This is a genomic window from Megasphaera sp. MJR8396C (genome assembly GCF_001546855.1).
Lineage (GTDB): Bacteria > Bacillota > Negativicutes > Veillonellales > Megasphaeraceae > Megasphaera.
Window position 1 is genome coordinate 15,654 of the sequence record NZ_KQ958192.1, and the last position, 24,204, is coordinate 39,857.

General features: G+C 52.3%; 24 protein-coding genes. 3 read left to right on the top strand and 21 right to left on the bottom strand.

Annotation, left to right across the window (positions count from 1 at the left end; translation table 11 throughout):
• Positions 1-106 precede the first annotated feature (106 nt).
• Positions 107-790 carry a Crp/Fnr family transcriptional regulator gene (locus tag HMPREF3201_RS06890; RefSeq protein ID WP_062412357.1) on the bottom strand — a complete coding sequence of 228 codons (684 nt, stop codon included), beginning with the start codon at positions 788-790 and terminating at the stop codon, positions 107-109.
• Positions 791-847: 57 nt separating this feature from the next.
• Between HMPREF3201_RS06890 and HMPREF3201_RS06895 the strand changes: the two genes are divergently transcribed.
• Positions 848-1,240 carry a TIGR04076 family protein gene (locus HMPREF3201_RS06895; protein ID WP_062412358.1) on the top strand — a complete coding sequence of 131 codons (393 nt, stop codon included), beginning with the start codon at positions 848-850 and terminating at the stop codon, positions 1,238-1,240.
• A 123-nt stretch (positions 1,241-1,363) separates the two neighbouring features.
• Here the strand turns inward: HMPREF3201_RS06895 and HMPREF3201_RS06900 are convergent, their stop codons facing one another.
• The 3 genes from HMPREF3201_RS06900 to HMPREF3201_RS06910 form a co-directional block, all read right to left on the bottom strand.
• Positions 1,364-2,710: an acetyl-CoA hydrolase/transferase family protein gene (locus tag HMPREF3201_RS06900; RefSeq protein ID WP_062412359.1), complete on the bottom strand. Its 1,347-nt coding sequence runs from the start codon at positions 2,708-2,710 to the stop codon at positions 1,364-1,366.
• A gap of 178 nt (positions 2,711-2,888) precedes the next feature.
• Positions 2,889-3,107 (bottom strand): twin-arginine translocase TatA/TatE family subunit, encoded by a 219-nt coding sequence (tatA, locus tag HMPREF3201_RS06905; RefSeq protein ID WP_062412360.1) that lies wholly within the window; start codon positions 3,105-3,107, stop codon positions 2,889-2,891.
• A gap of 49 nt (positions 3,108-3,156) precedes the next feature.
• Positions 3,157-3,645 (bottom strand): cyclophilin-like fold protein, encoded by a 489-nt coding sequence (locus HMPREF3201_RS06910; RefSeq protein ID WP_154254442.1) that lies wholly within the window; start codon positions 3,643-3,645, stop codon positions 3,157-3,159.
• 265 nt (positions 3,646-3,910) lie between these two features.
• Here HMPREF3201_RS06910 and HMPREF3201_RS06915 point away from each other — a divergent pair, with 265 nt between their 5' ends.
• Positions 3,911-4,828: a DMT family transporter gene (locus HMPREF3201_RS06915; protein ID WP_062412362.1), complete on the top strand. Its 918-nt coding sequence runs from the start codon at positions 3,911-3,913 to the stop codon at positions 4,826-4,828.
• 141 nt (positions 4,829-4,969) lie between these two features.
• On the opposite strand, the gene HMPREF3201_RS06920 is transcribed toward HMPREF3201_RS06915, so the two are convergent.
• From HMPREF3201_RS06920 to iorA, 9 genes are all read right to left on the bottom strand, one after another.
• Positions 4,970-5,458: a hypothetical protein gene (locus HMPREF3201_RS06920; protein WP_154254439.1), complete on the bottom strand. Its 489-nt coding sequence runs from the start codon at positions 5,456-5,458 to the stop codon at positions 4,970-4,972.
• Positions 5,459-5,659: 201 nt separating this feature from the next.
• Positions 5,660-6,145, bottom strand: a complete 486-nt coding sequence (locus tag HMPREF3201_RS06925; protein WP_062412364.1) for a hypothetical protein — start codon at positions 6,143-6,145, stop codon at positions 5,660-5,662.
• A gap of 37 nt (positions 6,146-6,182) precedes the next feature.
• Entirely contained in the window at positions 6,183-6,668 is a 486-nt protein-coding gene (locus tag HMPREF3201_RS06930; protein ID WP_062412365.1) for a chitin-binding domain-containing protein, read from the bottom strand.
• Between the two features lie 184 nt (positions 6,669-6,852).
• Positions 6,853-7,338 (bottom strand): hypothetical protein, encoded by a 486-nt coding sequence (locus tag HMPREF3201_RS06935; protein WP_062412366.1) that lies wholly within the window; start codon positions 7,336-7,338, stop codon positions 6,853-6,855.
• A 188-nt stretch (positions 7,339-7,526) separates the two neighbouring features.
• Complete coding sequence (locus HMPREF3201_RS06940) at positions 7,527-8,864, bottom strand: acetyl-CoA hydrolase/transferase family protein (RefSeq protein WP_062412367.1); 1,338 nt, start codon at positions 8,862-8,864, stop codon at positions 7,527-7,529.
• Between the two features lie 6 nt (positions 8,865-8,870).
• On the bottom strand, positions 8,871-10,067 hold the full coding sequence (locus tag HMPREF3201_RS06945; RefSeq protein WP_062412368.1) for a pyridoxal phosphate-dependent aminotransferase: 1,197 nt from the start codon (positions 10,065-10,067) through the stop codon (positions 8,871-8,873).
• A 27-nt stretch (positions 10,068-10,094) separates the two neighbouring features.
• A complete protein-coding gene (locus HMPREF3201_RS06950) occupies positions 10,095-11,441 on the bottom strand; it encodes an SLC5/6 family protein (protein WP_082709410.1) in 1,347 nt (448 codons plus the stop codon).
• A 79-nt stretch (positions 11,442-11,520) separates the two neighbouring features.
• Positions 11,521-12,096: an indolepyruvate oxidoreductase subunit beta gene (locus HMPREF3201_RS06955; protein WP_062412369.1), complete on the bottom strand. Its 576-nt coding sequence runs from the start codon at positions 12,094-12,096 to the stop codon at positions 11,521-11,523.
• A 1-nt stretch (position 12,097) separates the two neighbouring features.
• A complete protein-coding gene (gene iorA / locus HMPREF3201_RS06960; RefSeq protein WP_062412370.1) occupies positions 12,098-13,879 on the bottom strand; it encodes an indolepyruvate ferredoxin oxidoreductase subunit alpha in 1,782 nt (593 codons plus the stop codon).
• Positions 13,880-14,119: 240 nt separating this feature from the next.
• Between iorA and HMPREF3201_RS06965 the strand changes: the two genes are divergently transcribed.
• Positions 14,120-16,000, top strand: a complete 1,881-nt coding sequence (locus tag HMPREF3201_RS06965) for a sigma-54 interaction domain-containing protein (RefSeq protein WP_062412371.1) — start codon at positions 14,120-14,122, stop codon at positions 15,998-16,000.
• Between the two features lie 4 nt (positions 16,001-16,004).
• Here HMPREF3201_RS06965 and rpoN read toward each other — a convergent pair whose 3' ends face one another.
• From rpoN to HMPREF3201_RS07005, 8 genes are all read right to left on the bottom strand, one after another.
• Positions 16,005-17,282: an RNA polymerase factor sigma-54 gene (gene rpoN, locus HMPREF3201_RS06970; RefSeq protein WP_072272040.1), complete on the bottom strand. Its 1,278-nt coding sequence runs from the start codon at positions 17,280-17,282 to the stop codon at positions 16,005-16,007.
• 64 nt (positions 17,283-17,346) lie between these two features.
• A complete protein-coding gene (hydF, locus tag HMPREF3201_RS06975; protein WP_062412372.1) occupies positions 17,347-18,552 on the bottom strand; it encodes a [FeFe] hydrogenase H-cluster maturation GTPase HydF in 1,206 nt (401 codons plus the stop codon).
• 16 nt (positions 18,553-18,568) lie between these two features.
• Positions 18,569-19,315 (bottom strand): nucleotide-binding protein, encoded by a 747-nt coding sequence (locus tag HMPREF3201_RS06980; RefSeq protein WP_062412373.1) that lies wholly within the window; start codon positions 19,313-19,315, stop codon positions 18,569-18,571.
• A gap of 14 nt (positions 19,316-19,329) precedes the next feature.
• On the bottom strand, positions 19,330-20,556 hold the full coding sequence (locus HMPREF3201_RS06985) for a nitrogenase component 1 (RefSeq protein WP_062412374.1): 1,227 nt from the start codon (positions 20,554-20,556) through the stop codon (positions 19,330-19,332).
• Positions 20,553-21,911 carry a hypothetical protein gene (locus HMPREF3201_RS06990; RefSeq protein WP_062412375.1) on the bottom strand — a complete coding sequence of 453 codons (1,359 nt, stop codon included), beginning with the start codon at positions 21,909-21,911 and terminating at the stop codon, positions 20,553-20,555. The genes HMPREF3201_RS06985 and HMPREF3201_RS06990 overlap by 4 nt, the downstream gene beginning before the upstream one ends.
• 15 nt (positions 21,912-21,926) lie before the next feature.
• The gene (hypE, locus tag HMPREF3201_RS06995; RefSeq protein ID WP_062412376.1) at positions 21,927-22,931 is read right to left on the bottom strand and encodes a hydrogenase expression/formation protein HypE; all 1,005 of its coding nucleotides are present in this window, start codon (positions 22,929-22,931) and stop codon (positions 21,927-21,929) included.
• Positions 22,924-23,982: a hydrogenase formation protein HypD gene (gene hypD, locus HMPREF3201_RS07000; RefSeq protein WP_062412377.1), complete on the bottom strand. Its 1,059-nt coding sequence runs from the start codon at positions 23,980-23,982 to the stop codon at positions 22,924-22,926. The genes hypE and hypD overlap by 8 nt, the downstream gene beginning before the upstream one ends.
• Complete coding sequence (locus HMPREF3201_RS07005; protein WP_044505205.1) at positions 23,982-24,191, bottom strand: HypC/HybG/HupF family hydrogenase formation chaperone; 210 nt, start codon at positions 24,189-24,191, stop codon at positions 23,982-23,984. Before HMPREF3201_RS07005 ends, hypD begins: the two co-directional genes overlap by 1 nt.
• Positions 24,192-24,204 lie beyond the last annotated feature (13 nt).

A 24,204-nucleotide genomic window follows, 5' to 3' on the forward strand; every position in this document is an offset into this window, starting at 1 on the left:
CATCTTGCGCTACGAGCCCCCTGTTTGTCAACAACTTTTTCCCGACACAAAAAATTTCGACCTGCGTCATTTGATGTAGAGTTGCCTGACAGAACGACCTATAATGTTATAGAGGCAGCGTCTCGCCGGAACAAAGGGCCATGAGCCGCTCGGCATCGATGACGGCAATCTGCTTGCGGCTGGTCGTGATGATACCGGCCCGCCGCAGTTTGGTCAGGTTTCGGGTAACGTTGATCAGGCTAACGCCGAGGATATCGGCCAAGGCTTCCTGGCTCAGATTGTACAGGCTTTGCCCCCGTTCATCCCGTTCCCGCAGGAGAAGCAGATAGAGGAGGTTGCACAACTTTACCAGCGAACTGTTGAATTCCTGATGGGCGCCATCGTAAATCAATAGGTTGGCATAGGCCCCGTACCAGTCGATGAGATGGTGACGCAAGTCTTCATTCTCGCCAAACATGGCCTCAAATTGATCTACGGTAAATTCTAAAGCTTCCACAGGCGTCAAGGCCCGACTCAAGAGGGACTCTTCAATTCTATATTTCCGGTAGTGGAAGCCGGGAAAAACGGTTCCTCCGGCATGGAAGGAAAGGATTTTCCGATAGCCTTTTTCATGCTCCAAATAATTTTGGACGACACCCGTTTTTAAGTAATGGATTCGACCGTATGGCTCACCAGGCTTCCAGAGATAATCTCCCGTATCAAAGGCGACCGTCTTATGAGGGCAAGACAGAAAATAGTCTTCCAAATCACGAAAATCCTCGGCAAAAATATATTTCGGCGTAATAGCCATGTTCTCACCTCGCTCATCAATCGATTATCCTTATTTTATCAGAAAAGGAGCCCTATCATGAAACACAAAGTAAAAGTTACCATCCTCGACAAAAAATTATACCCCGAACTCCAGCAGCAATACTGTGCCGACCCAAAATCCGGTGCCTGTCCCTGCTACCACGTCGGCGACGAGTACATCTTCGAACGGACCGAAGAAAATGACTCCTTCTGGCGCATGGGCCTCGATACCCTGGTGACCTCCCACGGCGATCGGGACACGACGGCCGGCGGTCCTAGGATTCCCCACTGCTCCGAAGCCTGGGATGCCATCTCCCGATACATTTACACTGGCCTCCAAGGCGGCTCCATCATGAAAGGATGGATGAAGAAAGAAAACACGATGATCACCTGTTGTAACGACGGCACGCGACCGGTCATCTTCAAAATCGAACGAATCGACGAAGACTAAATACCCCGGCATAACCCGAACGGAATAAAAAGACGGAAAAACAAAACACCTGCTGCATTCCTGCAGCAGGTGTTCTTGTATTTGCGTATACAGAAAGTTTCCAGGGACTCTGGAAAGCCTTCATTACATGGTAACTTTACTGGTCTGTGTCCAGATACCCATTTTTTCAGCCTGTTTAATCAGTTCTTCACGGAAGTCCGGATGAGCGACGTTAATCAATGCTTCAGCGCGTTCCCAAGTCGATTTGCCTTTTAAGAGGGCCGTGCCGTATTCGGTAACGATGTAGTGGACAGCCGAGCGCGGCGTCGTGATAACCGTCCCCTGAGGCAGTGTCGGTTTAATCAAGGATTCTACATGGCCGTCTTTGAATTTACGCGTCGAATGGACGCAGATGAAGCTCTTGCCGCCTTCCGATGCGAAAGCACCCTGGGCAAAGTCGAGCTGACCGCCGGTGCCGCTGATCTGCTGGTAGCCAGCCGTTTCAGCGTTGACCTGGCCATAGAGGTCGAGGTCGATGCAGCCGTTGATGGAGATGAATTTATCGATGCTGGCGACGACGCCGATGTTATTGATATAGCTTACCGGTGCGTTGAATACGATCTGGTTGTCATTGATGAAATCATAGAGGCGCTGCGTACCGCCGGCAAAAGCGTACATGATTTTGCCTTTGTCACGATTCTTCTTGCCCGTAATCTTACCGGCTTCATAGAGGTCAACGTAGGAGTCGACGAGCATTTCCGTATGACCGCTCAAGTCCTGAACGTCCGATTCAGCCAATTTCTTGCCGACAGCCGACGGAATGCCGCCGATGCCGAGCTGCAGGGTACTGCCGTCTTCGATGAGGGGAATGATGTGATCGGCGATCTTATCATCGAGTTCCGTGCCCGGGCGATTGGGGATCTGCGGCATCTGATGGTTCGAACCTTCGACGACATAGTCGACGTCGCAGAGGTTCAATTCCGTTTCATAGCCCAGTGCCTTCGGCATGTTCTGGTTGACTTCGAGGATAATCATTTTAGCTGCGCGAATGAGGCCGCGAAGGTCAGAAGCCTGAGGCCCGATGTTGAAGTTGCCCCATTGATCCATGGGATGAACCTGGATGATCAATTTATCGATATGCTGCCAGTATTTCGGCAATTCGTTAAACAAGATCGGCAGGAACCAGCAACGGCCGTCTTTGCACATCTTCCGTTCAAAACCGTTCATATGGCCCGTAGCGAAGCGAATCTGATCGTTAGAGTCACTGTTTAAATATGCCGCATAGGGTTCGTCTTTAACGATGGTCGAAGCGACGATTTCAACGCCATGCAAACTTTTTGCCCGTTTACCGATTTCGATGTCGATATCATACGGAGCCGAGCAGCCCAGACCATAAGAAACACGTTCGCCGTCTCGAACGAGCGCCGCTGCCTGTTCAGCAGTAATTAACTTCTTCTTATACTCTTCAGGAACTTGTGAAAGCTTGTACATTATAAATGTCTCCTCCTTCATGACTTGCAATAGTTGTATGAGATAACCTTATATATAGTATAAAGCTTTCGGCCTTTAACTGCAATCATATTTTGTGAAAATTATTACAATAGGCAATCTGTTTATGCATCGTTAGGAAGAGATGCTTGCACCAAATGAAAAAGCATAGCCAAGACGACTATGCTTTCTGATTGGAATCGGTATCTTCTTTTTTCGTTTCCTTTTCCGTTTCGGCCGTGGAGGCTTCATTCCCCGTCTCCGCCGAATTGACGGCATCTTTAAACTCCCGCAGGCTCTTTCCCAAGGCGCTGCCGATAGTCGGCAGTTTCCCCGGTCCAAAGACGATGAGGGCAATGACTAAAATCAACAGTAATTCCGGAGCTCCTAACCCAAACATACTTCATCCTCCTACTAAAAATATATCCCATTATAACACAGGGACAGCCTTATTCATTCATAAGATAACCGGCAAAATCTCCGTCTGTCTGCAAAAGATAATTCATGCCGCCAATGACGTGGCCGACAGGAATCAACGTCGACACCGTATCTTCGGGCTGGCAGAAAATAACCAGTTCCTGTGTCGTTGTATCAAAGGCAATATCGCCGATCTTAGGCGTCATTTCCGTCTTATCCGCATCGGACAAGACGACAGGCGGCATATCAGGAAGAACGATCCTCCCGTCCCTTCGCTGGAGCGGAACCACCAAAGGCTGGCGTTCTGCCAGTTCCAAGGCTGCCGGCGTATCGTATAACCCGAGGACAGCATGACCGCCTTCAAAAGAAAGTCGGGTCTTGGAGGCGTATGCATCGGCATCGCCAAAAATAAAAGCGCTATGGGACGACGATCCTTGCAGGCTCGCCTGCAGACTGTTTACATATCCCGTCCAAAAGAATAAAAAAACACCGATGGCCAGGCCTAAGACAACCAGACTCATTCTTTTTCTCGTCAGCTTCATTGCTGCCACTCCCTTCTTCAAAGATGCACTGCCGCCGCGTGCTGTAAACGGGTCCGACAACCCGTTATCCCCTCACAGCAATTGCTCTTCGTTTTAAGTTTGTTTTTAACATCACTCTTTTAGTGTACATAAAGGATACACCTTAGAGTCAACACTAAGTCAAGTTTTTTTATTTACTTTTTTCTAATATTATTATAGTATGGTATTATTGTTTTTTCCATATTCCATGAAAGGATTTATCAAAATGTATCAAACAGAAGCCAAGGGCACGATTTTTCTCCTGATTACGGCCCTGATCTGGGGCTCGGCCTTTGTCGCCCAAAGTATGGGCATGGACTATGTCGGCCCCTTTACCTTCAGTGCCGCCCGTGACGTCGTCGCCATCATCGTCCTCATTCCGGTCATCCTCTTATTTGCCGAAAAAAGAGACGACGGATCCTACCCACCCATATGGCAGCAGCTCAAACCCGACGCCATCACCCTTATCGGCGGCGCCTGGTGCGGCCTTACCTTAGGGATCGCCGACACGCTGCAGCAGGTTGGCATCTCCATGACGACGGCCGGAAAAGCCGGCTTTATTACGGCCATCTACATCGTCCTGGTTCCCCTCATGGGCTTCTTCATCGGCCGCCGCGTACGGCGCATCATCATCCTCTGCGTCGCCTTGGCTATGGTCGGCTTCTATTTCCTATGCATCAACGGCGATTTTGAAATCGCCTTCGGCGACCTCCTCGTCTTCTTCTGTGCGATCTTCTTTGCCCTGCACATCTTGGTCATCGATCATTTTCTTCTAAAAAAAGCGCACGGTATCAAAATGTCGTGGGTCCAATTCGCCATCGCTTTCCTCTTTTCGGCTACCTTGACGGCCCTCTTTGAAAGCCCGACTGCCTCGATTCTCTGGGCTGCCAAATGGCCTATCCTATACGCCGGCGGCCTCTCAAGCGGCGTCGCCTACACCCTGCAAATCGTCGGCCAAAAATATACCGAACCGACGACGGCAACCCTCATCATGAGTCTAGAAGCCGTCTTTGCCGTCCTGGCCGGCTGGCTCATCTTGGGAGAAGTCATGAGCGCCAAAGAAATCGTCGGCTGCATCCTCGTCTTTATGGCCGTCATCTTGGCCCAAATCCCTTTGCCGTCCCACTTATTTGGAAAATCATAACCCCGTAAAATACGACAAGTCCCTCTGACGGTCAGCCATTCGCTGGCAATCAGAGGGGCTTTTTTTACACGTCAACAAAAATACGACTGCGAAAAAACGGCCCCGTCATCAGACACGAGCCGTTTTCATTCGATTAAAATATTACTCAGGGAATCGCATAGAGATGGACGTAACGACCAGGATTCCATTGACATCACGATCATAGGTGATTCTAATCAAGGCCCCATTCTGGGTCATATAGCTAGTATAGCCATTCCCTTCTCGACCGCCGCTATACAATTGATCGACCGTAGACTTAGGAACGCCAACGGTAATTCCCATAGGCGTTGCAATGCCATTATTGGCACTGGTCATGAGTTCTGCGACCGTATTGTCATAGAGCCTTTCGAGGATAAAAAAGCCCTTGCCATAGCGGTATGACTTAGCATCCTGATTGAGGCGGTCCTTGCCCCAGGCAGTCTCTGTCGGTTCTCCATAGACACTGCGGACATAACTCATGGGACTTCCTAAGGTGATGCCGCCCAAAGAAGCTTCACTAGCGGGAACCGGACCAAATGTATAGGCTAAACAAGTGCCCACCACCATCATCGAAAGGGCAAAGACCATGACTGCAACTTTTTTAAACATCATAATAACCTCCCTCCGTATTCTCGTTCGTTTTATCAATCTACATTTATATTAGCATAACCGTTCTATTTGTATCAATATTTCCACAGAAATAACACTTCACCAATCCGGATCAACGGCCCACTGCCCTATCATTAAAGCCCGTTTAGTCAGCAAAAAACTGCCCGCATCAGCTGACACGAGCAGTTTCAAGTCTAAAAAAGATTACGCCGGATAGCGGATATGGATGGCCTTGACGACCAAAACGCCCTTGGCATCCGGTTCATATTTAATTTCAATGCGTTTCCCCTGATCCGTCAGGTAAAGATACACGCCGTTCCAAAGACGCCCTTCACCATACAAGGTATCGACGGTGGATTTAGGAACGCCAACGGTAACGCCCAAGGGAGTTGCAATACCGTTATTGGCATTGGTAAAAAGTTCCTCGATCCTATAGTCATAGAGATTTTCAAGGATGACAAAGCCCTTACCATAACGATATACGATGGCGTTTTCATTCAATACCGTCTTGGCTCGCCGCTGTTCCGTCGGTTCCCCATACACACTGCGGACATAGCTCATGGTATTGCCCAGGGTGATGCCGCCCAAAGACGCTTCACTATCAGGCACCTTGCCCACCATGGCGGCGAAACCGGTGCTCATCAGCAGCGTAGAAAGGGCAAAGAGCATAACGGCTATTTTCTTAAACATAATACACAACTCATCCTCGATCATCCCTCGCTATGGATTACGCCGGATAGCGAATATAGATGGATTTAACGACAGGCGTATCATTGTCATCGGTTACGTATTTGATTTGAATGACTTTACCTTCCTGGGTCAGGTAGCGGTACGAACCTTGGACGAAACTTCCTTCTCCGTACAGTTTATCGACCGTCGATTTAGGAACGCCTACAGTGATTCCCAGTGGTGTAGCCAAGCCGTTATTGGTCGTTACATAGAGTTCTTCTACCGTACCGTCCTTGGGGTATTCAATGACGTAAAAGCTGTTGCCGTAGATGTTGTTGAAGGCATCCTGATGGATGTAGTCCTTGGTCGGGACTCGATCGTTCGGAGCGCCGTACACGCTTTGAACGTAACTCATGGGGCTCCCCAGGGTGATGCCGCCGAGAGACGCTTCACTATCCGGAATGGGACCGGTCACAACAGCTAAACAGGTACTCGCCAACAGTGTCGTAAGGGAAAAAGCCATGACCGCTACTTTTTTAAACATGATAGAAAATCCTCCTCTGTTATCGATTACTTTCTCAATATAAGTGAATCGTATCACAAAACGAATTTTCTATCAATATTTTCCTGGCACCGATATGGCATCACCATCACGAGTCTTTTCCTGCCCCTTCGACAAAAAAAACTGCCCGTGTTCGCTGACACAGGCAGTCTGTATGCTGATATTGTTACGACTGGAAATGGATGTAAATCGATTTAACGACCGTGACGCCGTTGGCGTCATTCCCATACTTGATTTGAATTTCTAAATAATTTTGGGTACGGTAAAGATACGAGCCCTGCCAATAGGTACCACTGCCATACAGTCTGTCGACCGTCGATTTAGGAACGCCTACGGTAATCCCCATGGGAGTCGCAATGCCGTTGTTAGCATCTGTATAGAGTTCTAATACAGCCGGCTGATTGGCATATTCAATGACGTAAAACCCCTTTCCATAGAGGTTGCCGACAGCGGGGGTATTGAATTTACCCGTGGTTATATACCGATCCGTAGGATCTCCGTAAATGCTTTTAACGTAATTCATGGGACTTCTCAGTGTAATCCCGCCCAGAGATGCTTCACTGGCCGGAAGCGGTCCTGCCTTATCGGCCATACAAATACCGCCCAATAGAACAGAAAAAGTAACGATCAGCACTGCCAATTTTTTGAACATAAGCTGAATTCCTCCTCTCATCTCGATGATTCAGTCATGTTTCACTATACCTGCATAGTATCACAAAGGATTATTTTTATCAAATTTATGACAAATTTAAGTTAATAAGCAAACAAAGAAAGTCCCCCATCACGAGGTATGATGAGGGACTCTCCGCTTATAGAATTGCCCTTGCAAGGCATGCTACACTATCGTTTGTTGCTTCTCCGCCAAATACGCTGTTCTTCAGCGGCTTTAATCAAGTCTTCCCGCACTTCGGGGTGGGCGATATCAATCAAGGCTTCGGCCCGCTGCCAGGTGGCAAGACCGGACAGGTTGGCCACACCGTATTCGGTGACGATGTATGGCGCCTGGGTCCGCGGCGTCGTGATGATGTCGCCGGCCGTAAATTTCGGCAGGATGTTGGAATGGCGTTTTCCTTTGCGGTCGACGCGGCTGGACTGCATGGCTAAGAAGGCTTTGCCGTGTTCAGCAGCGTAGGCGCCGGTGACGAAGTCGAGCTGGCCGCCGGTACCGCTGATATGGCGCGTCCCGGCCGATTCGGAGCAGACCTGACCGTAGAGGTCGACGGCGATGCAGCTGTTGATGGAAATGAAGTCGTCGAGCTGGCGAATCGTTTCCGGATTGTTGACGTAGTACATCGGCGCCGACAGGATATCCTGGTTGTGATCCAGGAAGTCGTACAGTTCCTGCGAACCCATGCAGATGGAGAAGACACCTTTGCCCCGATGTAAGGGCTTCTTGTCATTGGTGATTTTCCCAGCCTTATAGAGGTTGAGGTAGCCGTCACTCATGAGTTCCGTATGCATCCCCAAATCTTTCAGGTCCGATTCAGCGATGAGAATGCCTAAGGCGTTCGGCATGCCGCCGATGCCGAGCTGCAGGGTAATGCCGTCATGGAGATAGGGGAAGATTTTACCGGCAATTTCCTTGTCGATGTCCGTCGGTTCCCGGTTCGGCGCCAGGCTGACGGCTTCGTCGCTTTCGACGACGGCCGTGACGTTCGATACGTGGATATGGTCGTTGCCCATGCCGAAAACGGTCGGCATTTTTGGATTGACTTCGACGATGATGTGTTCTGCGGCATCGAGCATTTCCTGCTGGCAGCCATTGGTCAGGCCAAAGGAGAAGTTGCCCTGCTTATCCATGGGCGATACGGTAATCATGGCCACGTTGACCGGGGCAAAGCCGCGACGGTAGTAAGAACCGCAGTCGCGGAACAGCATCGGTTCGTGGTAGGCCCGACCGGCATCGAGATACTGCCGATCGACGCCGGAACAGTGCCACAGGTTGTAGGTAAAGGTCTTATTTTCCGGATCCGCTTCCAAAATCGCGACGGGATGGCAGGAAATGGCATTGCGGACTTTGATGTCCTTCAGTTCAGCATGGCGCCGGCCCAAGGCCTTATCGAGAGCCGTCGGATAGGCGCAGCTCATGCTGTAATCGACCCAGTCGCCGTCTTTTACGATTTTTACGGCCTCGTCGGCACTGCAGCATTTCGCTTTGTACTCGTCGTATACGTTCATAGTCTGTTACCTCTTTTCTTGGTATTGGGCGATGAGCTGGCGGAAAGCCGGGAAGGAGCGCTTGATCATATCCGCTTCGACGCAGTAGGAGACGCGTACGTAGCCCGGGCAGCCAAAGCTGTCAGCCGGTACAATGAGGAGGTTCAAAGCTTTCGCTTTGTCGGAGAAAGCCTTGGCATCAGCCTCGGGCGACTTAACGAAGAGATAGAAAGCACCGCTCGGATAGACGCAGTCATAACCCATTTCTTTGAGTCCATTATATAACAATTTACGGTTTTCATCATAGACATTCATGTCCGACGTCTGGCCCATGCATTTCAATATGACATCCTGGAAGAGATGAGGTGCGCAGACGAAGCCCATGGACCGGCCGGCACCGCAGACAGCCGTATAGACTTCTGCCGCTTTTTCAGCGCTGGGCGGAACCAGGATGTAGCCGATACGTTCGCCCGGAAGGCTGAGGGATTTACTGTAGGAATAGCAGACGATCGTATTCTTATAGATATGGGGAACGTAGAGAATCGGGAGTCCGTCATAGATGATTTCACGGTACGGTTCATCGGCGATGAGGTAAATCGCGTGGCCGATTTCTTCCGACTTCTTGGTGAGCAGAGCGTTGACTTTTTCAAAAGTTTCTTTCGAATAGACGACGCCTGACGGATTGTTCGGCGAATTGACGATGATGGCCCGGGTGTTCGGCGTAATCGCCTTTTCAAGAGCTTCCATGGGGATCTGGAAGTGTTCCGTATCAGGCGGAACGACGACGGCCTTGGCACCGGCATTGGCGATGAATACCGTATATTCCGGGAAGAAGGGCGCAATGACAATGACTTCATCGTCAGGTCCTTCGACGAGAGCCTTTAAGCTGACCGTAAGCGAGGCGGCTGCGCCGCAGGTCATGTAGAAATTCGAGGCTTCAACGCCGGCCTGATAGGTCTTATTCATGTACTCAGCCAAGCCCTGACGGACGCTGAGGTCGCCCGATGCTGCCGTATAACCATGGATGGCTGCCGATTCACGGGTCGCCAGAATATCTTCGATTGCTTCTTTGATACAAGCCGGGGCCGGAACGGTCGGATTGCCGATACTGAAGTCGAAAACCTTATCCTTGCCGACGATTTTACACTGTTCCTGACCATACGCGAAGAGTTCGCGGATGACCGAACTTTGAGAACCTAAACGGTACATTTCTTGGGAAGCCATAAGAGTCACTCCTTTATAAATGGAAGGTTACAATAACGAAATAAGCGGTGAAATGAGGAGAATGAAGCCCATCAATACGATGGGAACCAACCGCCACGTGCGGTATTTTTTAAAGACATCCAGTTTCATGACCAGGTATGCCGGCAGGAAACAGGCGATGATACCGATGAGCCCGCCTAAAATCGGGGTAAATTTCAAAATCGGCGCATTGAGGACGATGACGCCCCAGCAGAGGATGATACAGCACAAGCTGGTAGCATAGGTAATGGCCTTTTTCGGAATGGCATCGGCATTCATGAATCGGTTCAAAAGATTCAGGACGATCCCCGTACAGGCATCGCGGAAGCTGAGGAACATGGCAAAGAAGGCGGTGACCACGGCGAAGATGTTCAAAATCAAATTCAAGACCTTGATCAGGGCGCCGTCCATGTTCTGCGCTGCCAGGGCCAGGGCGGAAATATTGGCCGTATAGGCGACGACAGCCTGGTCATGATCGATAGCCAGATTGAAGGAAATGGTGTAGAAAACGACCAATCCGACTAAGAATAAGTACGCCCTGTTATAGACTCGCATAGCCCGATAATGAGCGACGACTTTATTGTCCGTTTTCGAGCGGAAATAAATGACCACTGGCCCGAGGGCTACGAAGAATTCAATCGACATGGCGATGAAGGGCAGCATGATGATGAAGTTTTTAATGACGTACCAGGCATCGGTCGGAATGAGGACATTGGCCAGATCCCAGTGAGAAATCATGATGATGCCAAGGGCAGCGATGACCAGAGCCTTGGTGAAAACCATGCCCGACGATATCTTCATGAGCAGCTTTTCCCCTTGGGACGCAATGAGGACCAAGAAGGAAATGAGGCCTACGCCGTAAAACATATTTTCAACCAAAGGCGTATCCGTGACGCCGAAGGTCATTAAGAACGACGAGCTGTCATTCGTCAATGCCGTAGAGTACAAAAACAAGAGAATCGTCGTAAAAACGAAGTATAGAGCACCCAGGAAGAAACCCCAATTTTTCCCAAGATAACCAGAAATGATACCGGCAAAATCCTCACACTGAGGCGCTTCGGCCAAGACGTTCAAATACAATTTCTGATGAGCATAGGCAATCGGATAGCCGACGAGGGCGACGAGAGCAAAAATAAGCAAACCGGATAACCCGACTTGGATGGGCAGAAAAACGATTCCCGCCCCTAAAGACATGCCAACACACAGGATGACCCAACCTAAATCAATGCCGCTGAATTTTGTTTCTGCTTTCCATTCGTCGACGGTGATGCCCGCAGCCTGTGCATACATTTCATACGATTGACCAAATAAACGCGAACGAAGAGATGCTTCTGGTACTTTTGTCGTGGGTTGCATGGTATTTCTTCCTCCTTGGGTGCAAAAAATGCCAGGCAAATCATTTCATGCCTGGCATTTTCCTCTAGCACACACTCTATTATACAGCGGCCATACCGGCATCGAAAGCCTTTAAGTTAATATCGACAAAAGCAGGTTTCACGATCTTAGCAATAATCGCTTTCCAATCGATATTATGCAGTCCCAAGGACTCGATGAGAGCACCTAAGAGGACGACGTTGGCGCTTTTTGGATTCCCGAGGTCCGTCGCAATCTTCGTTGCATCGACAATGGTAATCGGTACGCGTTTTTGTAATTCTTCTAAGATTCCTTCCGGATACGAACAGGCACCGGACAGGATCGGCAAGGACGGAATCTGCATCTTATTGACGACCATCTTGCCGTCTTTTTTGAGGAACTTGGCATAGCGGGCCGCTTCCATTTCTTCGAAGGAAATGAGGATATCCGCCGAGCCTTCACCGATAATCGGCGAATAAACTTTTTCACCGAAGCGGACCTGGGTGCTGACGCTGCCGCCGCGCTGGCTCATGCCGTGAACTTCGGACATTTTGACATCGTAACCGTTTTCAATGAGGCCGATGGTTAAAATCTTACTGGCTAATATAGTACCCTGACCGCCGACACCGACGAAGAGTACGCTCTTTACGTCTGACATATTATTTTTCCCCCTTCTTGTAAATAGCATGAACCGGGCAGACCTGCATGCAAACCGTACAACCGACGCAGTCCGTTTGAGAAATGCCGGACTTCTTGGCTTCATTGTCAAAGCGCAGAGCCGGGCAGCCTGTGGTCAGGCACTTCTTGCAGCCGATGCAGATATCCGTATCTACGTCGCACGGCGTCATATCGAGGTCAAATTCTTCTTTATCTTCTTTGGAGAATTTCTTGAGGACGCAGGGCCACTTGGTAATGATGACCGACGGTTCGGTTTCATTGGCATAAGCCCAGTCGAGGGTTTCTTTCATGACTTTGAGGTCCAGGGGATTGACCGTGCGGACGTTCTTAATACCCAAAGCTTTGACGACCGTTTCAATGTCGATGAGCGTCGTCGGATCGCCTTTGATATTATAACCGGTCCCCGGGTTTTCCTGATGGCCGGTCATGCCCGTAATGCGGTTGTCCAAGATGACGCAGATCGTATTGGATCCGTTGTAGGCAACTTCGGTCAGGGAGTTGATGCCCGTATGGAAGAAGGTCGAGTCGCCCATACAGCCGACGACGCGTTTCTTCTGATCGCTGAGTTCAAAACCGTGGCTGAAGCCGTGGCCGACGGAGAAAGCACTGCCCATGCAGACCGCCAAGTCTTTGGCATTGAGCGGAGCGGCGCCGCCTAAGGCGTAACAGCCGATATCGCCGATCATGACCGTATCTTTCCGTTTGCCCAGTTCGTAGAAGAAGCCGCGGTGCGGACAGCCTGCGCAGAGAGCCGGCGGACGGGGAACGAACAAGGTATCAGGAACTTCGATGCCTTCAGCTTTTTCTTTCAAAATGCCGGCAGCGACGATGTTCGGATTGAGTTCGTCGATCTTGGGGATGACATCCTTGCCGTGACAGGGAATGCCGGCCTGGCGAATCTGTTCTTCCATGAAGGGATCGAGTTCTTCGACGACGTACAGTTCATCGACGGAATCGGCAAAGGCTTTGATCTTCTTCAGCGGCAAGGGATAGGTAAAGCCGAGTTTCAAGTACGAAGCCTTGTCACCCAAAGCATCTTTGGCATACATGTAAGCCGAACCGGCCGAGATGATACCGATCTTGGTGTCGTGCATTTCGACGACGTTGAAGGGACATTCTTCAGCATATTCTTTTAATTTCTGTTCCCGTTCTTCGACGACGTAGCGGCGCTGTTTGGAAATGGCCGGTACGGCATCCATCTTTTCACGCTGTTTCTTGTAGGGAACAGCCGGCACGTTCACACGTTCACTTTCTTCGACAAGGCTCTTCGAATGACAGACGCGGGTCGTCATGCGGAGCATGATGGGTACGCCGTACTCTTCGCTGACGCGATAAGCTTCTTTGGTCATGTCGATGCATTCCTGCGAATCGGACGGTTCGAACATGGCGATTTTAGCGAATTTAGCGTAGTTGCGGTTATCCTGTTCATTCTGCGACGAATGCATGCCCGGATCGTCAGCCGATACGAAGGCGAAGCCGCCGTTCATGCCTAAGTAGGAGAACGTAAACAGCGGGTCAGCTGCTACGTTGACACCGACCATCTTCATGGCCGCAAAGGAACGGACGCCGGACATGGACGCCCCGATAGCAGCTTCCATAGCTACTTTTTCATTCGGAGCCCATTCAGAATACATTTCGTCATAGGTTGCGACGTTTTCCAAGATTTCCGTACTCGGCGTACCGGGATAAGCCGAAGCAAAGGAAACGCCGGCTTCATATAAGCCTCTGGCGATGGCTTCGTCACCGGACAATAATTTTTTCATAATTCATACCTCCTCATTCGTTGAATCAGCTCATTATCTGTTCGACAATCTATATGAAACAATCATGCCAACTATGAGAATATAGAATTTATGCCATTTTTCAATATTGATAGTCCAATTGAGATTCGCCAGATGTAAAATATTCGTTACATACTTTACATTCTCTCCATATTTTTTTATGATAGAAATAGAGATATTTTCGGAAATTTTTTACGAAACTCGAAGGAGAGACATAAACTTATGGATAGAATCGCCTTTCTTATTTCCGACCTGTCGATGCAGCAGTCGGTTCACACCATCTTAGAGACCTATAAAGAAAAATTAGAACAGCATCATTTCATCATCGATGTAGAGATCATCGACTTTCCCAACCTCGTCGCCCAGGCCCACGTCTTAGTCGATAAGGGCACCAAGGTCATCATCACCACCAGCGGCGCCCATCAGATCCTGACCAAGGCCATCGACCGCATCCCCATCCTCTGTCTGTACAGCTCGACCAACGACGCCCTCTACGCCCTGCGGGCCATTGCGCCAAAGTACAAAAAAATTCACTTACTGCTCAATGAAAACTTCATGTTCAATAAGGACGCCTGTCCGCCGGAGCTGTCGGAAAAAATCGTCTTTTACCCCCGCTACAGCCTCGACAAGACCCACCTCGAACTCCTCGAACGGGTCCGCCAGATACCGATCACGCCCGATACGGCCATCGTCGGCTGTCCCCTGCTGCCGCAAATCGCCAACCCCAGCCCGATGCCGATTTATTCCATCAAGCCCAGCGAATCGACGATGCTGTCGGTCCTGCTCTACGCCCAGGAGCTCCTGGCCTTTAAAGAAAAAGACAGCCAGCAGCTGTCCATGATGTCGTCCATCTTATCCCACGTCACTGACGGCATCATCCTCTATTCAAAAGGCGGCTCCATTTCACACATCAATAAAAGAGCGGCCAACTTCCTCGGCGTATCGATGACGACGGGGAACATCCGCGACATCTTCCCCGACTGGGTCGAAGGGACCAAGCCGTCCTTCCATGAAACGATCATCCGCCGGCCGCCGTACACCCTCATCGCCAACTCCGACTACTTCCTCATGGACAGCCGCTCGCACTACATCATGACCCTCCGCGACGTGACCGAGCTGCAGCGACTGGAAAAAAACATCCGCTATAAACTGACCAAGACCGGCATGACCGCCGTCCATCACTTCCAGGACATCAAGACCGTCGACGGCAATATGAAAAAAATCATCCAGCGGGCAGCCATCATGGCCGAACACAACGCCCCCATCCTGATTCAGGGGGAAAGCGGCACGGGGAAAGAACTCTTCGCCCAGAGCATTCACAACGCCAGCGACCGCCGCAACGGCCCCTTCGTGGCCATCAACTGCGCGGCCCTCACGACGGACCTCCTCGAAAGCGAACTCTTCGGCTACGTCAGCGGCTCCTTTACCGGCGCCCGTAAAGAAGGCAAGGCCGGTCTCTTTGAAATGGCCCATAAAGGGACGATCTTCCTCGATGAAATCAATAGCATGGCGCCCAGCATCCAATCGAAACTGCTCCGCGTCCTGGAAACGAAACAAGTCATGCGCCTCGGCTCGGACTACGTTATCCCCCTCGACATCCGCGTCATCTCGGCGGGCAACGCCGACCTCATCGCCGCCGTCGAAGCCGGCGAATTCCGGCGCGACCTCTTCTTCCGCATCAACACCTTACGACTAAATCTACCGACTTTAAATGACAGGCCCAACGACATCCTCTACCTGTTCACCCACTTCGTCGAAACGATGAGCCACGAAAAATGTCATCTCAGTCCGGCCCTAAAAAAAGCCCTCGTCCAGCATAACTGGTGGGGCAATATCCGCGAGCTCCACAGCGTCGCCCTGCGCTACTTCATCTTCGGCGACACCCTCGAGAAGTCTTACGACGCCTTATTCGACATTGCCGACCAAAATCAAAAAGACGCCCTCCTCGACACGGCGTCTCTGACCCTCAACATGAAGCACTTAGAAGTGACCATCCAGCAAATCCTCATCGAAGAACTGCAAGAAAAAGGCTATAGCCAAAAGGATATAGCCAAATTACTCAACGTATCGCGGCAGACCATCTTCAATAAGATGCGTCCGTAATGCCTTATCGGCAGCGCCGCCGGATATTGCTGTTGGGAATATTTAATTTTTGTCGGAACTTGGTAATCGTCCGCCGGGCAATGGTAATGTGAATGGCCGCAAAGTAATCGGCAAAGTCCTGATCGGAATAAGGATGTTCCTTATCTTCACAGTCGACGAGAGCCTGCATCTTTTTCATGATGGCCTTGTCGGACACAAAGTCCTCGCCGTCGCGCTGACTATTGTAAGCCGTGGCAAAAAAAGTCTGGAGGCCATACACCTTGCCGTCAAAGAGGACGTAGCGATTGCGGCAGACGCGGCTCACCGTAGCCGTACTGAGACTCGTCTCTTGGGCAATATCCTTTTGACGAAGGGGCGCCAAGGGCTGACCGTGAAGAAAATAGCCTTCCTGACGATTCAGTAAACAGTTCAGGACCTGCTCGATGGACAAATGACGGTAGGCCAGTGCCGACGCAAGGTCGGTAAAGGCCCGTCGCGCCTTGCGAATATAAGACAGGGTCTTCTTATCCTTCTGGGCAGCGTACTCGGCATATAAGTCTTCGCGAAAATAGACGTCGGGAATCTCTTCCAGCCAGCGAAAGGCGAGGTTTCCGCCCTCGGCCAGATAGATTTCGACGTCAGGCCGGATGTAGACCTCATCCTGCTCAATCTGCCCGGCCGGTTGGAGGGATAAGGTCTTTAAGAAATCCCGTATGGCCCTCAGTTCCTTGTCCGATAACTCAAGAGACTGCTGGATTTTCGGCCATTTCCCCCGCAGAAAATCGTCATAGTGCTGCGTCAATAAGGCTTCCGTCTTAGGCGGCCCGTCGCCGCGGCGCCGCGTTTGGATGATCAGGGCTTCACAAATATTCCGGGCTCCGATGCCCGGCGGATCAAAGGTCTGGACCAGTGCCAGGCCTTTTTCTATGTCTTCTTCCGTAAGGCCATAGCCGTCGCCTAAGGACGTGATATCGCCCTGGAAAAAACCCTTCTCGTCGAGAGAGCCAATGACCAATCCCGCCGCCAGCAAGACCGGTTTCGGCACCGACAGGACCCGGAGCTGAGCCATGAGCTGCGATTCGAGAGAGGCGCTGCGGCTTTTGATATTATCGATGGGCTTTTCCGTCTTGTCGCCGGCACCGCGGACGTCGTGGTAGCGAATATCGAGGAGGGGATTATCGGTCACCTGTTCCTGCAAAAAATCGGTCAACTCCTGGCCGTGGAGAGCCAAGAGCTGAATGGTCAGGCGCTGGACCTGCATTAATTTAGTTTTCTGTTCAAGCTTAAGGGATAAGTTTGCCATAAATCACCTCACAGCCGGTTCCGTCGCCGGCTGCTTTTTTCTTGTTGCTTTCCTCGCCAGGAGCCTAGTCTTCCGGCAGCAGTCGCTGTAAGTCAGGGAAGACGCTCAGACTCCGCCGCAGGATGCCCTTCATGTAGGCGATGGCAATGCCGTAATTGGTAATCGGCACGGCCTGATCGGCAGCGTTCTTCATACGATAGCCCACTTCCCGGGCGTTTAACATACAGCCGCCGCAGTGGATGACCAGTGCATAAGGCGACAGGTCTTCGGGAAAATCGCGGCCGCTGGCCGTTTCGATATGAATATCCCGATTCGTATACGACTTCAGCCACCGGGGAATCTTCACCGTCCCGATATCCTCACATTGGCGATGATGGGTACAGCCTTCGGCAATGAGGACCGTATCACCATCTTTCAGCCTGTCGATGGCTGTGACGCCGCGGACGGCCGATTCCAAGAGGCCTTTATGACGGGCCATGAGAATCGAAAAGGACGTCAGGCGGATATCGTCCGGCGTATCGGCTGAAACCTTGCCAAAGGCTTGACTGTCGGTAATGACCAGAGACGGCTTTTCCTTAAAGCAGGCCAAGGTATGGGCCAATTCATTTTCTTTGACGACGATGGCCGCACTGTTGCTGTCGAGGATTTCCCGAATCGTCTGCTGCTGGGGCAGGATCAGGCGCCCCTTCGGTGCCGCCGAATCGATGGGCACGACCAGGACGACCATGTCGCCGCCGGAAATGAGGTCGCTGACGATGGGTACTTCGTCTTCATCGGGTTTCAAGCGGGCCAATTTTTCTTTGAGCTCATGAATGCCCGCTCCCGTCAAGGCGCTGACCCGGACGGCATCTTTTTCGACAGCCGCCGTTTTCCCCGTAAGATCAGCTTTATTATAGACGATGAGATAGGGCAGGCCCTTACTCCGAATGAGGGCTACCACGTCTTCATCGGCCGTCGCCAATCCTTCTGTCCCGTCGACGATGACGACGGCAATGTCGGTCTTATTGAGGACCTGCTTCGTCCGGCGCACCCGTTCTTCCCCGAGGGCTCCGACGTCGTCGATGCCCGGCGTGTCGATGATGACCACCGGTCCCAAGGGCAGGAGTTCCATGGCCTTATAAACAGGGTCGGTCGTCGTCCCCTTGGTATCGGATACGATGGACAGATTTTGGCCGGTAACGGCGTTGACGACACTCGATTTCCCGGCATTGCGGCGGCCGAAAAAGCCGATATGGACGCGTTCGCCTGACGGCGTATCATTCATTCCCATGGCCCTTACTTCCTTTCTATACGTCCAGCAATCGCTGGGCTAAATCGCGATAGATGCGGCTTACAGGGAGTTCCGGATCGCCTTCGACGACGGTCATTCCCTTATTTTCATAATACTGGATTTCCTTGCTGCGGGGAATGTCGGCTACGATAGGCAGGCCGTGCTCATCGGCAAAGGCCTTGACCGTTTCATATTCATCGTCGACGTTGCGGCGATTGAGGATCAACCCTTTTACCTGCGCATAGCCGCGGCTCTTAAAGTTTTCGACGGCTTTAAAGATATTGGCCGCCGCATAGAGGGCCATCTTTTCCCCGGAGGTGACGATGAAGATTTCATCGGCATAACCGTCGCGGATGGGAGCCGAAAAACCGCCGCAAACGACGTCGCCCAAGACGTCGTACATGACGACATCGGGCGATACTTTTTCAAAGACTTCCAATTCGTCGATGAGGTCGAAAGTGGCAATGATGCCACGACCGGCGCAGCCAAGGCCCGGCGTAGGACCTCCCGTTTCGATGCAGAAGACGCCGCCGTACCCTTCTCTTCCGATGTGGTCGAAATCAGGGCCTTCCGTATATTGGCGGTAGTAATCCATGACCGGCATGACCGGCTCGCCGTGGAGCAGATTCAACGTCGAATCGGCTTTGGGATCGCAGCCGATTTGGACGACTTTTTTCCCAATCGACGCCAGGGCCGCCGATACGTTGGCCGTCGTCGTCGATTTTCCGATGCCGCCCTTTCCATAAATGGCAAATTTCCGCATAGTCCTTCTCCTTCTTACTTCAGTTTATCTTTCATCCATGCCGTAAAGGTCGGGCCGACAAAAATCGGCATATCTTCATGATAATGACGGCCGGAATAGGCTTCATGAGGCATAGAAATAAATTTACCCGGTTCATCCGGCAGCAGGCGGGCATAAATCGGATCGGCAATGACCCGCCGCGCCTTACGGCATTCCTGGCGGATGACGGCTTCGACACTGGCCACTTCCATATCCTTCAGCAGCCATTGAGGTGCATCCGACAAGGGGCAGAGCAGGCGAACCTTTTCGACGCCCATTTCATCCTGCAAAAAGGCCTTCATCGACTGTAGGTAGACCGGCTCGCCGATGACCAACACGTCGCAGGGCGTGTCGTCATAAGCCTGTTCCGTCTTCCAGGCATTGAGGTCGGCCAGGGCATACTGCGCCTTGACGTATTCTTCCTCGCCCGTAAGGCCGGTCACATAGGACGAATCGCCAGTTTTCAGGGCTTCCAGCCAATCGGCCGTGCCCTTCTCACCCATGGGGATGCCGACGACATAGGGAATTCCGTAGGTATCGCGCAGGTACTGGGCCAGGTAAAAAGCCGTCGATGAGACGACAGCATTGACGTCGGCATCGGCAGCCGTTGCCAGTCCGTCGAGGGTATCGCCCATGGACCACGAGCTCTGAATGGTAAAGCCGGCATCGGTCACGATCTGTTTCAGAGTCGTGGCATTGCCGACGACGGAAAAATCGAGGGGCGTCAAGCCCAGGAGGTTGACTCGTTTGGCCGGACGTTCCGGCTTCTTCTGGGCCGGTTTGACAAACTGCTTGGCCAGCCAGACGTAGGCTCCGCCGGCGCCGGGCAAATAGCTGTGGATGCCGTCGGTGCGAAAGCCCAGGGTCGGAAGTCCCGTCCGGTCAGCGACCAGGCGCTGGATGGCCTTGAAGTCGGTACCGATGGCGTTTGGCATGGGACTGCCGCCGATGGCGATGAATCGGGGCTGGGCCGCTTCCGCCGCTTCGGCAATGTCGTCGATGAGGCGCTGGTCGTTGCCCTGAATGGTATCGATTTCATTGAGGCCGGAAATATAGACCATGCTCTGCGTATCGTAGGACCGCGGTTCATCGTGCGTATCGTACGTCGAGTTGCAGCCCGACGCATCGTGCATGACGATGAGGCCGCCTAACTCATAGAGCGACGAAGCGATGCCGAACATGTCGACGGCATACGTCGATAAGACTCGTTGTGCTTGTTTCAACCGTGACACCCCCAGGCTTTGATCTGTATGATTTCCCGCATGTCGGGATTTTCAGCGGCGTTGGATTCACCGATCCAGTCGAGGAGTTTCGACAAGCCGACGTAGCCGTAGAGGCCGCTGTTTTCGATGAAGTTGACGAAATACTTCGTATCCGTAAAGTAGGCCGCCATCTGACCGATAGCCAGGACCTTGCCGTACTTTTGGCTGTCGTTCCGCGGTAAGAGGCCTCGTTTAAAGTGCATGGCCGAGCGCAGTTGGAGTTCAGGATATTCCTTCTGTAAGGAGTCAAAGGCATCCTTTTCTCCCGGCAAGATCGTATCGAGATAGACGGCGTAGACGTTAAAGCCGTGGGTCAAGAGGAACTTGGCCAAACCCAAAGGCCGGGGCGTCGCCGTATAGTCGATGGCGATATGCGTCGAACCCACTTTTTCAAGAAGGGCTTTCGCCTTTTCTTCGATGTCCCGTTCCAAGGCGTCGCAGTCGGGCATGGTAAGACCTAATTCATCGGCTGCAGTCTGTAAATTCTGCCGCAGGACAGCGTAGTCGTAGGAATAGGTCAGATAGAGCGGTTTCTGCTTCAGGCGCCGTTCCATATCTTTGACAGCCGGACCGGCATTTTCCAAAAAGTAGATATTGGCTTCCGATTCGCCCATGGCCTTATACTGCTCGTAGGTCTTGCAGGCAGCAAAATCGTGGATATCGTAGCCGCCGTCCAAAAGCATCTTGGTCAATTCATTGTCCTCATCGACGGGATAATAATTGACGACGTAGTTGATGGCCTTCTTCTTCGGCAAAGGCTGAACGGCCCGCATGAGCTGACGCCGACCGAGGACGTCCGGCGAATAGCGTCGCTGCAGGGTCGGGATCATGTAGCCGTCGATGAAGTCGATATCAGGGTAGCGCTCGCGCAGGGTCCCGTAGACGACGTGGAGGTCGATGTGCAGGAAGTGCTGCATGCAGCTCGTAAAGCCTTCGACGCACTTCGGCCGTTCCGGCAGTTCATCGATGATGTGAGCAATGCCGTCGATCATCATTTCTTCCAAGTTGCCCTTGATCAAGTTTTCGTTGGTCAGGGTAACCATGGAAAAGCGGCCGGCCCCATCGGGCACTTCATCGGCCGACAAGACGACGCCGTGCAGGCAGCAAGCGCAGCAGACGTAGATTTCATGGCAGCCGGGAATGAGCATCGGCGAATGGGCAATGGTCCAATGGCCGCGAGCCGGCGAGGCGTACTGCAAGCCGATATAAAAGGGCTTGGGAAAGGACGCCTGGCCAATGGCAATATCCGCGCCATCGGGCGTTACATGGTTATACCGCCGCGCCTGGGGCGGATTGACTTCATTTTCGTATATCATTCCCGTTCCTCCATCTTAACAAATACGAGGCAGCAATTCACCGCCCGGCGGCGGCAGCAGCATTTCTGCGCCGATTTCAGTGCGCATGACGACGCGGCCCGGCTGTTCTTCCGTGACTTCGCCGATAATGGCTGCATTCTGCGAATATTTTCCCTTCTTCAGGACGGCGACGATATCGCCGGCGACTTCCTTCGGGGCAACGATGACCAGACGGCCTTCGCAGGCCAGGTATAAGGGTTCAAGGCCCAACATGCCGCAGACGCCGCGAACGGCGGGATCGACAGGGATAGCCTGGCTGTCCAAATGGATGCCGACCTTGCTCTGCGCCGCGATTTCATAGAGGACGGTGCCGACACCGCCGCGGGTTGCATCGCGGATGACGTGGATGTCCTTAGTCGTATTGAGCATGCTTTCGACGGTCCCCCAAAGAGGTGCGCAGTCACTGGTTACATCGGCGTCGATGCCGAACTGGTTCCGTTCGAGGAGAATCGTGCAGCCGTGACGGCCTACGTCGCCGCTGACAATGATGGCATCGCCCGGTTTGGCCAGCGTGCCCGACGTTTGGACACCGTCCATGATTTGGCCGATGCCGGTCGTCGTAATGAACAGGTGGTCGACCTGACCTTTGCCGGCAACCTTCGTATCACCGGCAACGATGCGGACGCCGGCTTCGGCTGCCGTTTCAGCCATGGCCTTGGCATAGGCTTCAACCTTTTCCATGGGAAAGCCTTCTTCAATGACGAAGGCGCACGATAAATAGAGCGGTTTAGCGCCCATGCAGGACAAGTCGTTGACTGTCCCGCAGATGCTCAATTTCCCGATATTGCCGCCGGGAAATTCAGGCGGCGATACGATGAAGCCGTCCGTCGTAAAAGCCAGATTCGTCCCGCCAATGGGAAGGACTGCCGCATCGTCCCCGGTAAACTGAGGGTTTGAAAAATGAGCTTTAAAGACGCGGTCAATGAGTTCCGCCGTCTGCTTGCCGCCGGCGCCGTGTGCTAAGGTAATGAGATCACTCATGTGCATTTCCTCCATATAAATAATAGGCCGAGCAAGCACCTTCGTGAGACACCATGCAGGCGCCGACCGGGTGTTCCGGCGTACATAATTTGCCAAAGAGCGGGCATTCCGGCGGCTTGCACTTGCCTTGCAGGATATCGCCGCAGCGGCAGCCCGGATTGGCTCTGCCGTCCATTTTGGGAATGCCGTATTTCTTGCGGGCATCGCAGGCGGAAAACTCTTCCCGCAGCTGCAGGCCCGATTTCGGGATGACGCCTAAGCCGCGCCATTCTGAATCGCAGGGTTCCATATATTCGGCCATCAAAGCCTGAGCCGAGAGGCTCCCCGTTTCAGTGACGACACGGGGATAGCAGTTCTTAAAGAAAGGCTTCCCTTGCGGGAACTTGGCCAGAATGACGGCAAAGGCCGTGAGCAGTTCTTTGGCCGTAAAGCCGGCGACGACGCCGGACATCCCTTCTTTAACCATGGCTTCGCCGGCCTTGGTCCCCATGACGGCATCGACGTGACCGGGATAGAGGAAGGCATCGGCACTGCCCTTCATGGCTTCATAGGCCATGGGCATGGTCTTATTGGCCGTCAGCAGCGAGAAATTGGTCAGCCCGTCAGCCAGCGCCTGTTTTACAGCCAGGCACGACGGAGGCGTCGTCGTTTCAAAGCCGACGGCTAAGAAGACGACTTCTTCATCGCGGTGAGCTTTGGCGTATTCATAGGCGTCGAGGGGCGAATAGACGATTTCAACGTGAGCCCCCTTGCTGCGGGCGTCAGCCAAACTCATCGAGCTCCCGGGAACGCGGACCAAGTCGCCAAAGGTGCAGACCGTAACGCCTTTTTCAAGGGCCAGCCACAAGGCCTGGTCGATATATCCGACGGGCGTGACGCAGACCGGGCACCCCGGTCCGGAGATAACGTCGACCTGTTTCGGCAGGATCTGCCGGATGCCGAGGCGAAAGATTTCGTGGGTATGAGTCCCGCAGACTTCCATGATGCGGATTTTCGGCCCGTCGTAATTCTTAATGATATCCAGGGCCGTCCGCTTCTTCCCTTCTGCCATCAATCCAAGTCCTCCAGAATGTCGTCGGTTTCATCGGCATCGTTGTCAGTAATCTTGGCAATGGCCATGCCGGCGTGGACCATGACGTAATCGCCTGGATCCAATTCATCGATCAAGGCTGCCGATACTTCACGCTTCGCACCGGAAGCGTCGACGAGCGCCATTCCATTCTGTATTTTCATAACACGTGCGGGTAAACCTACACACATGATAACCCCTCCT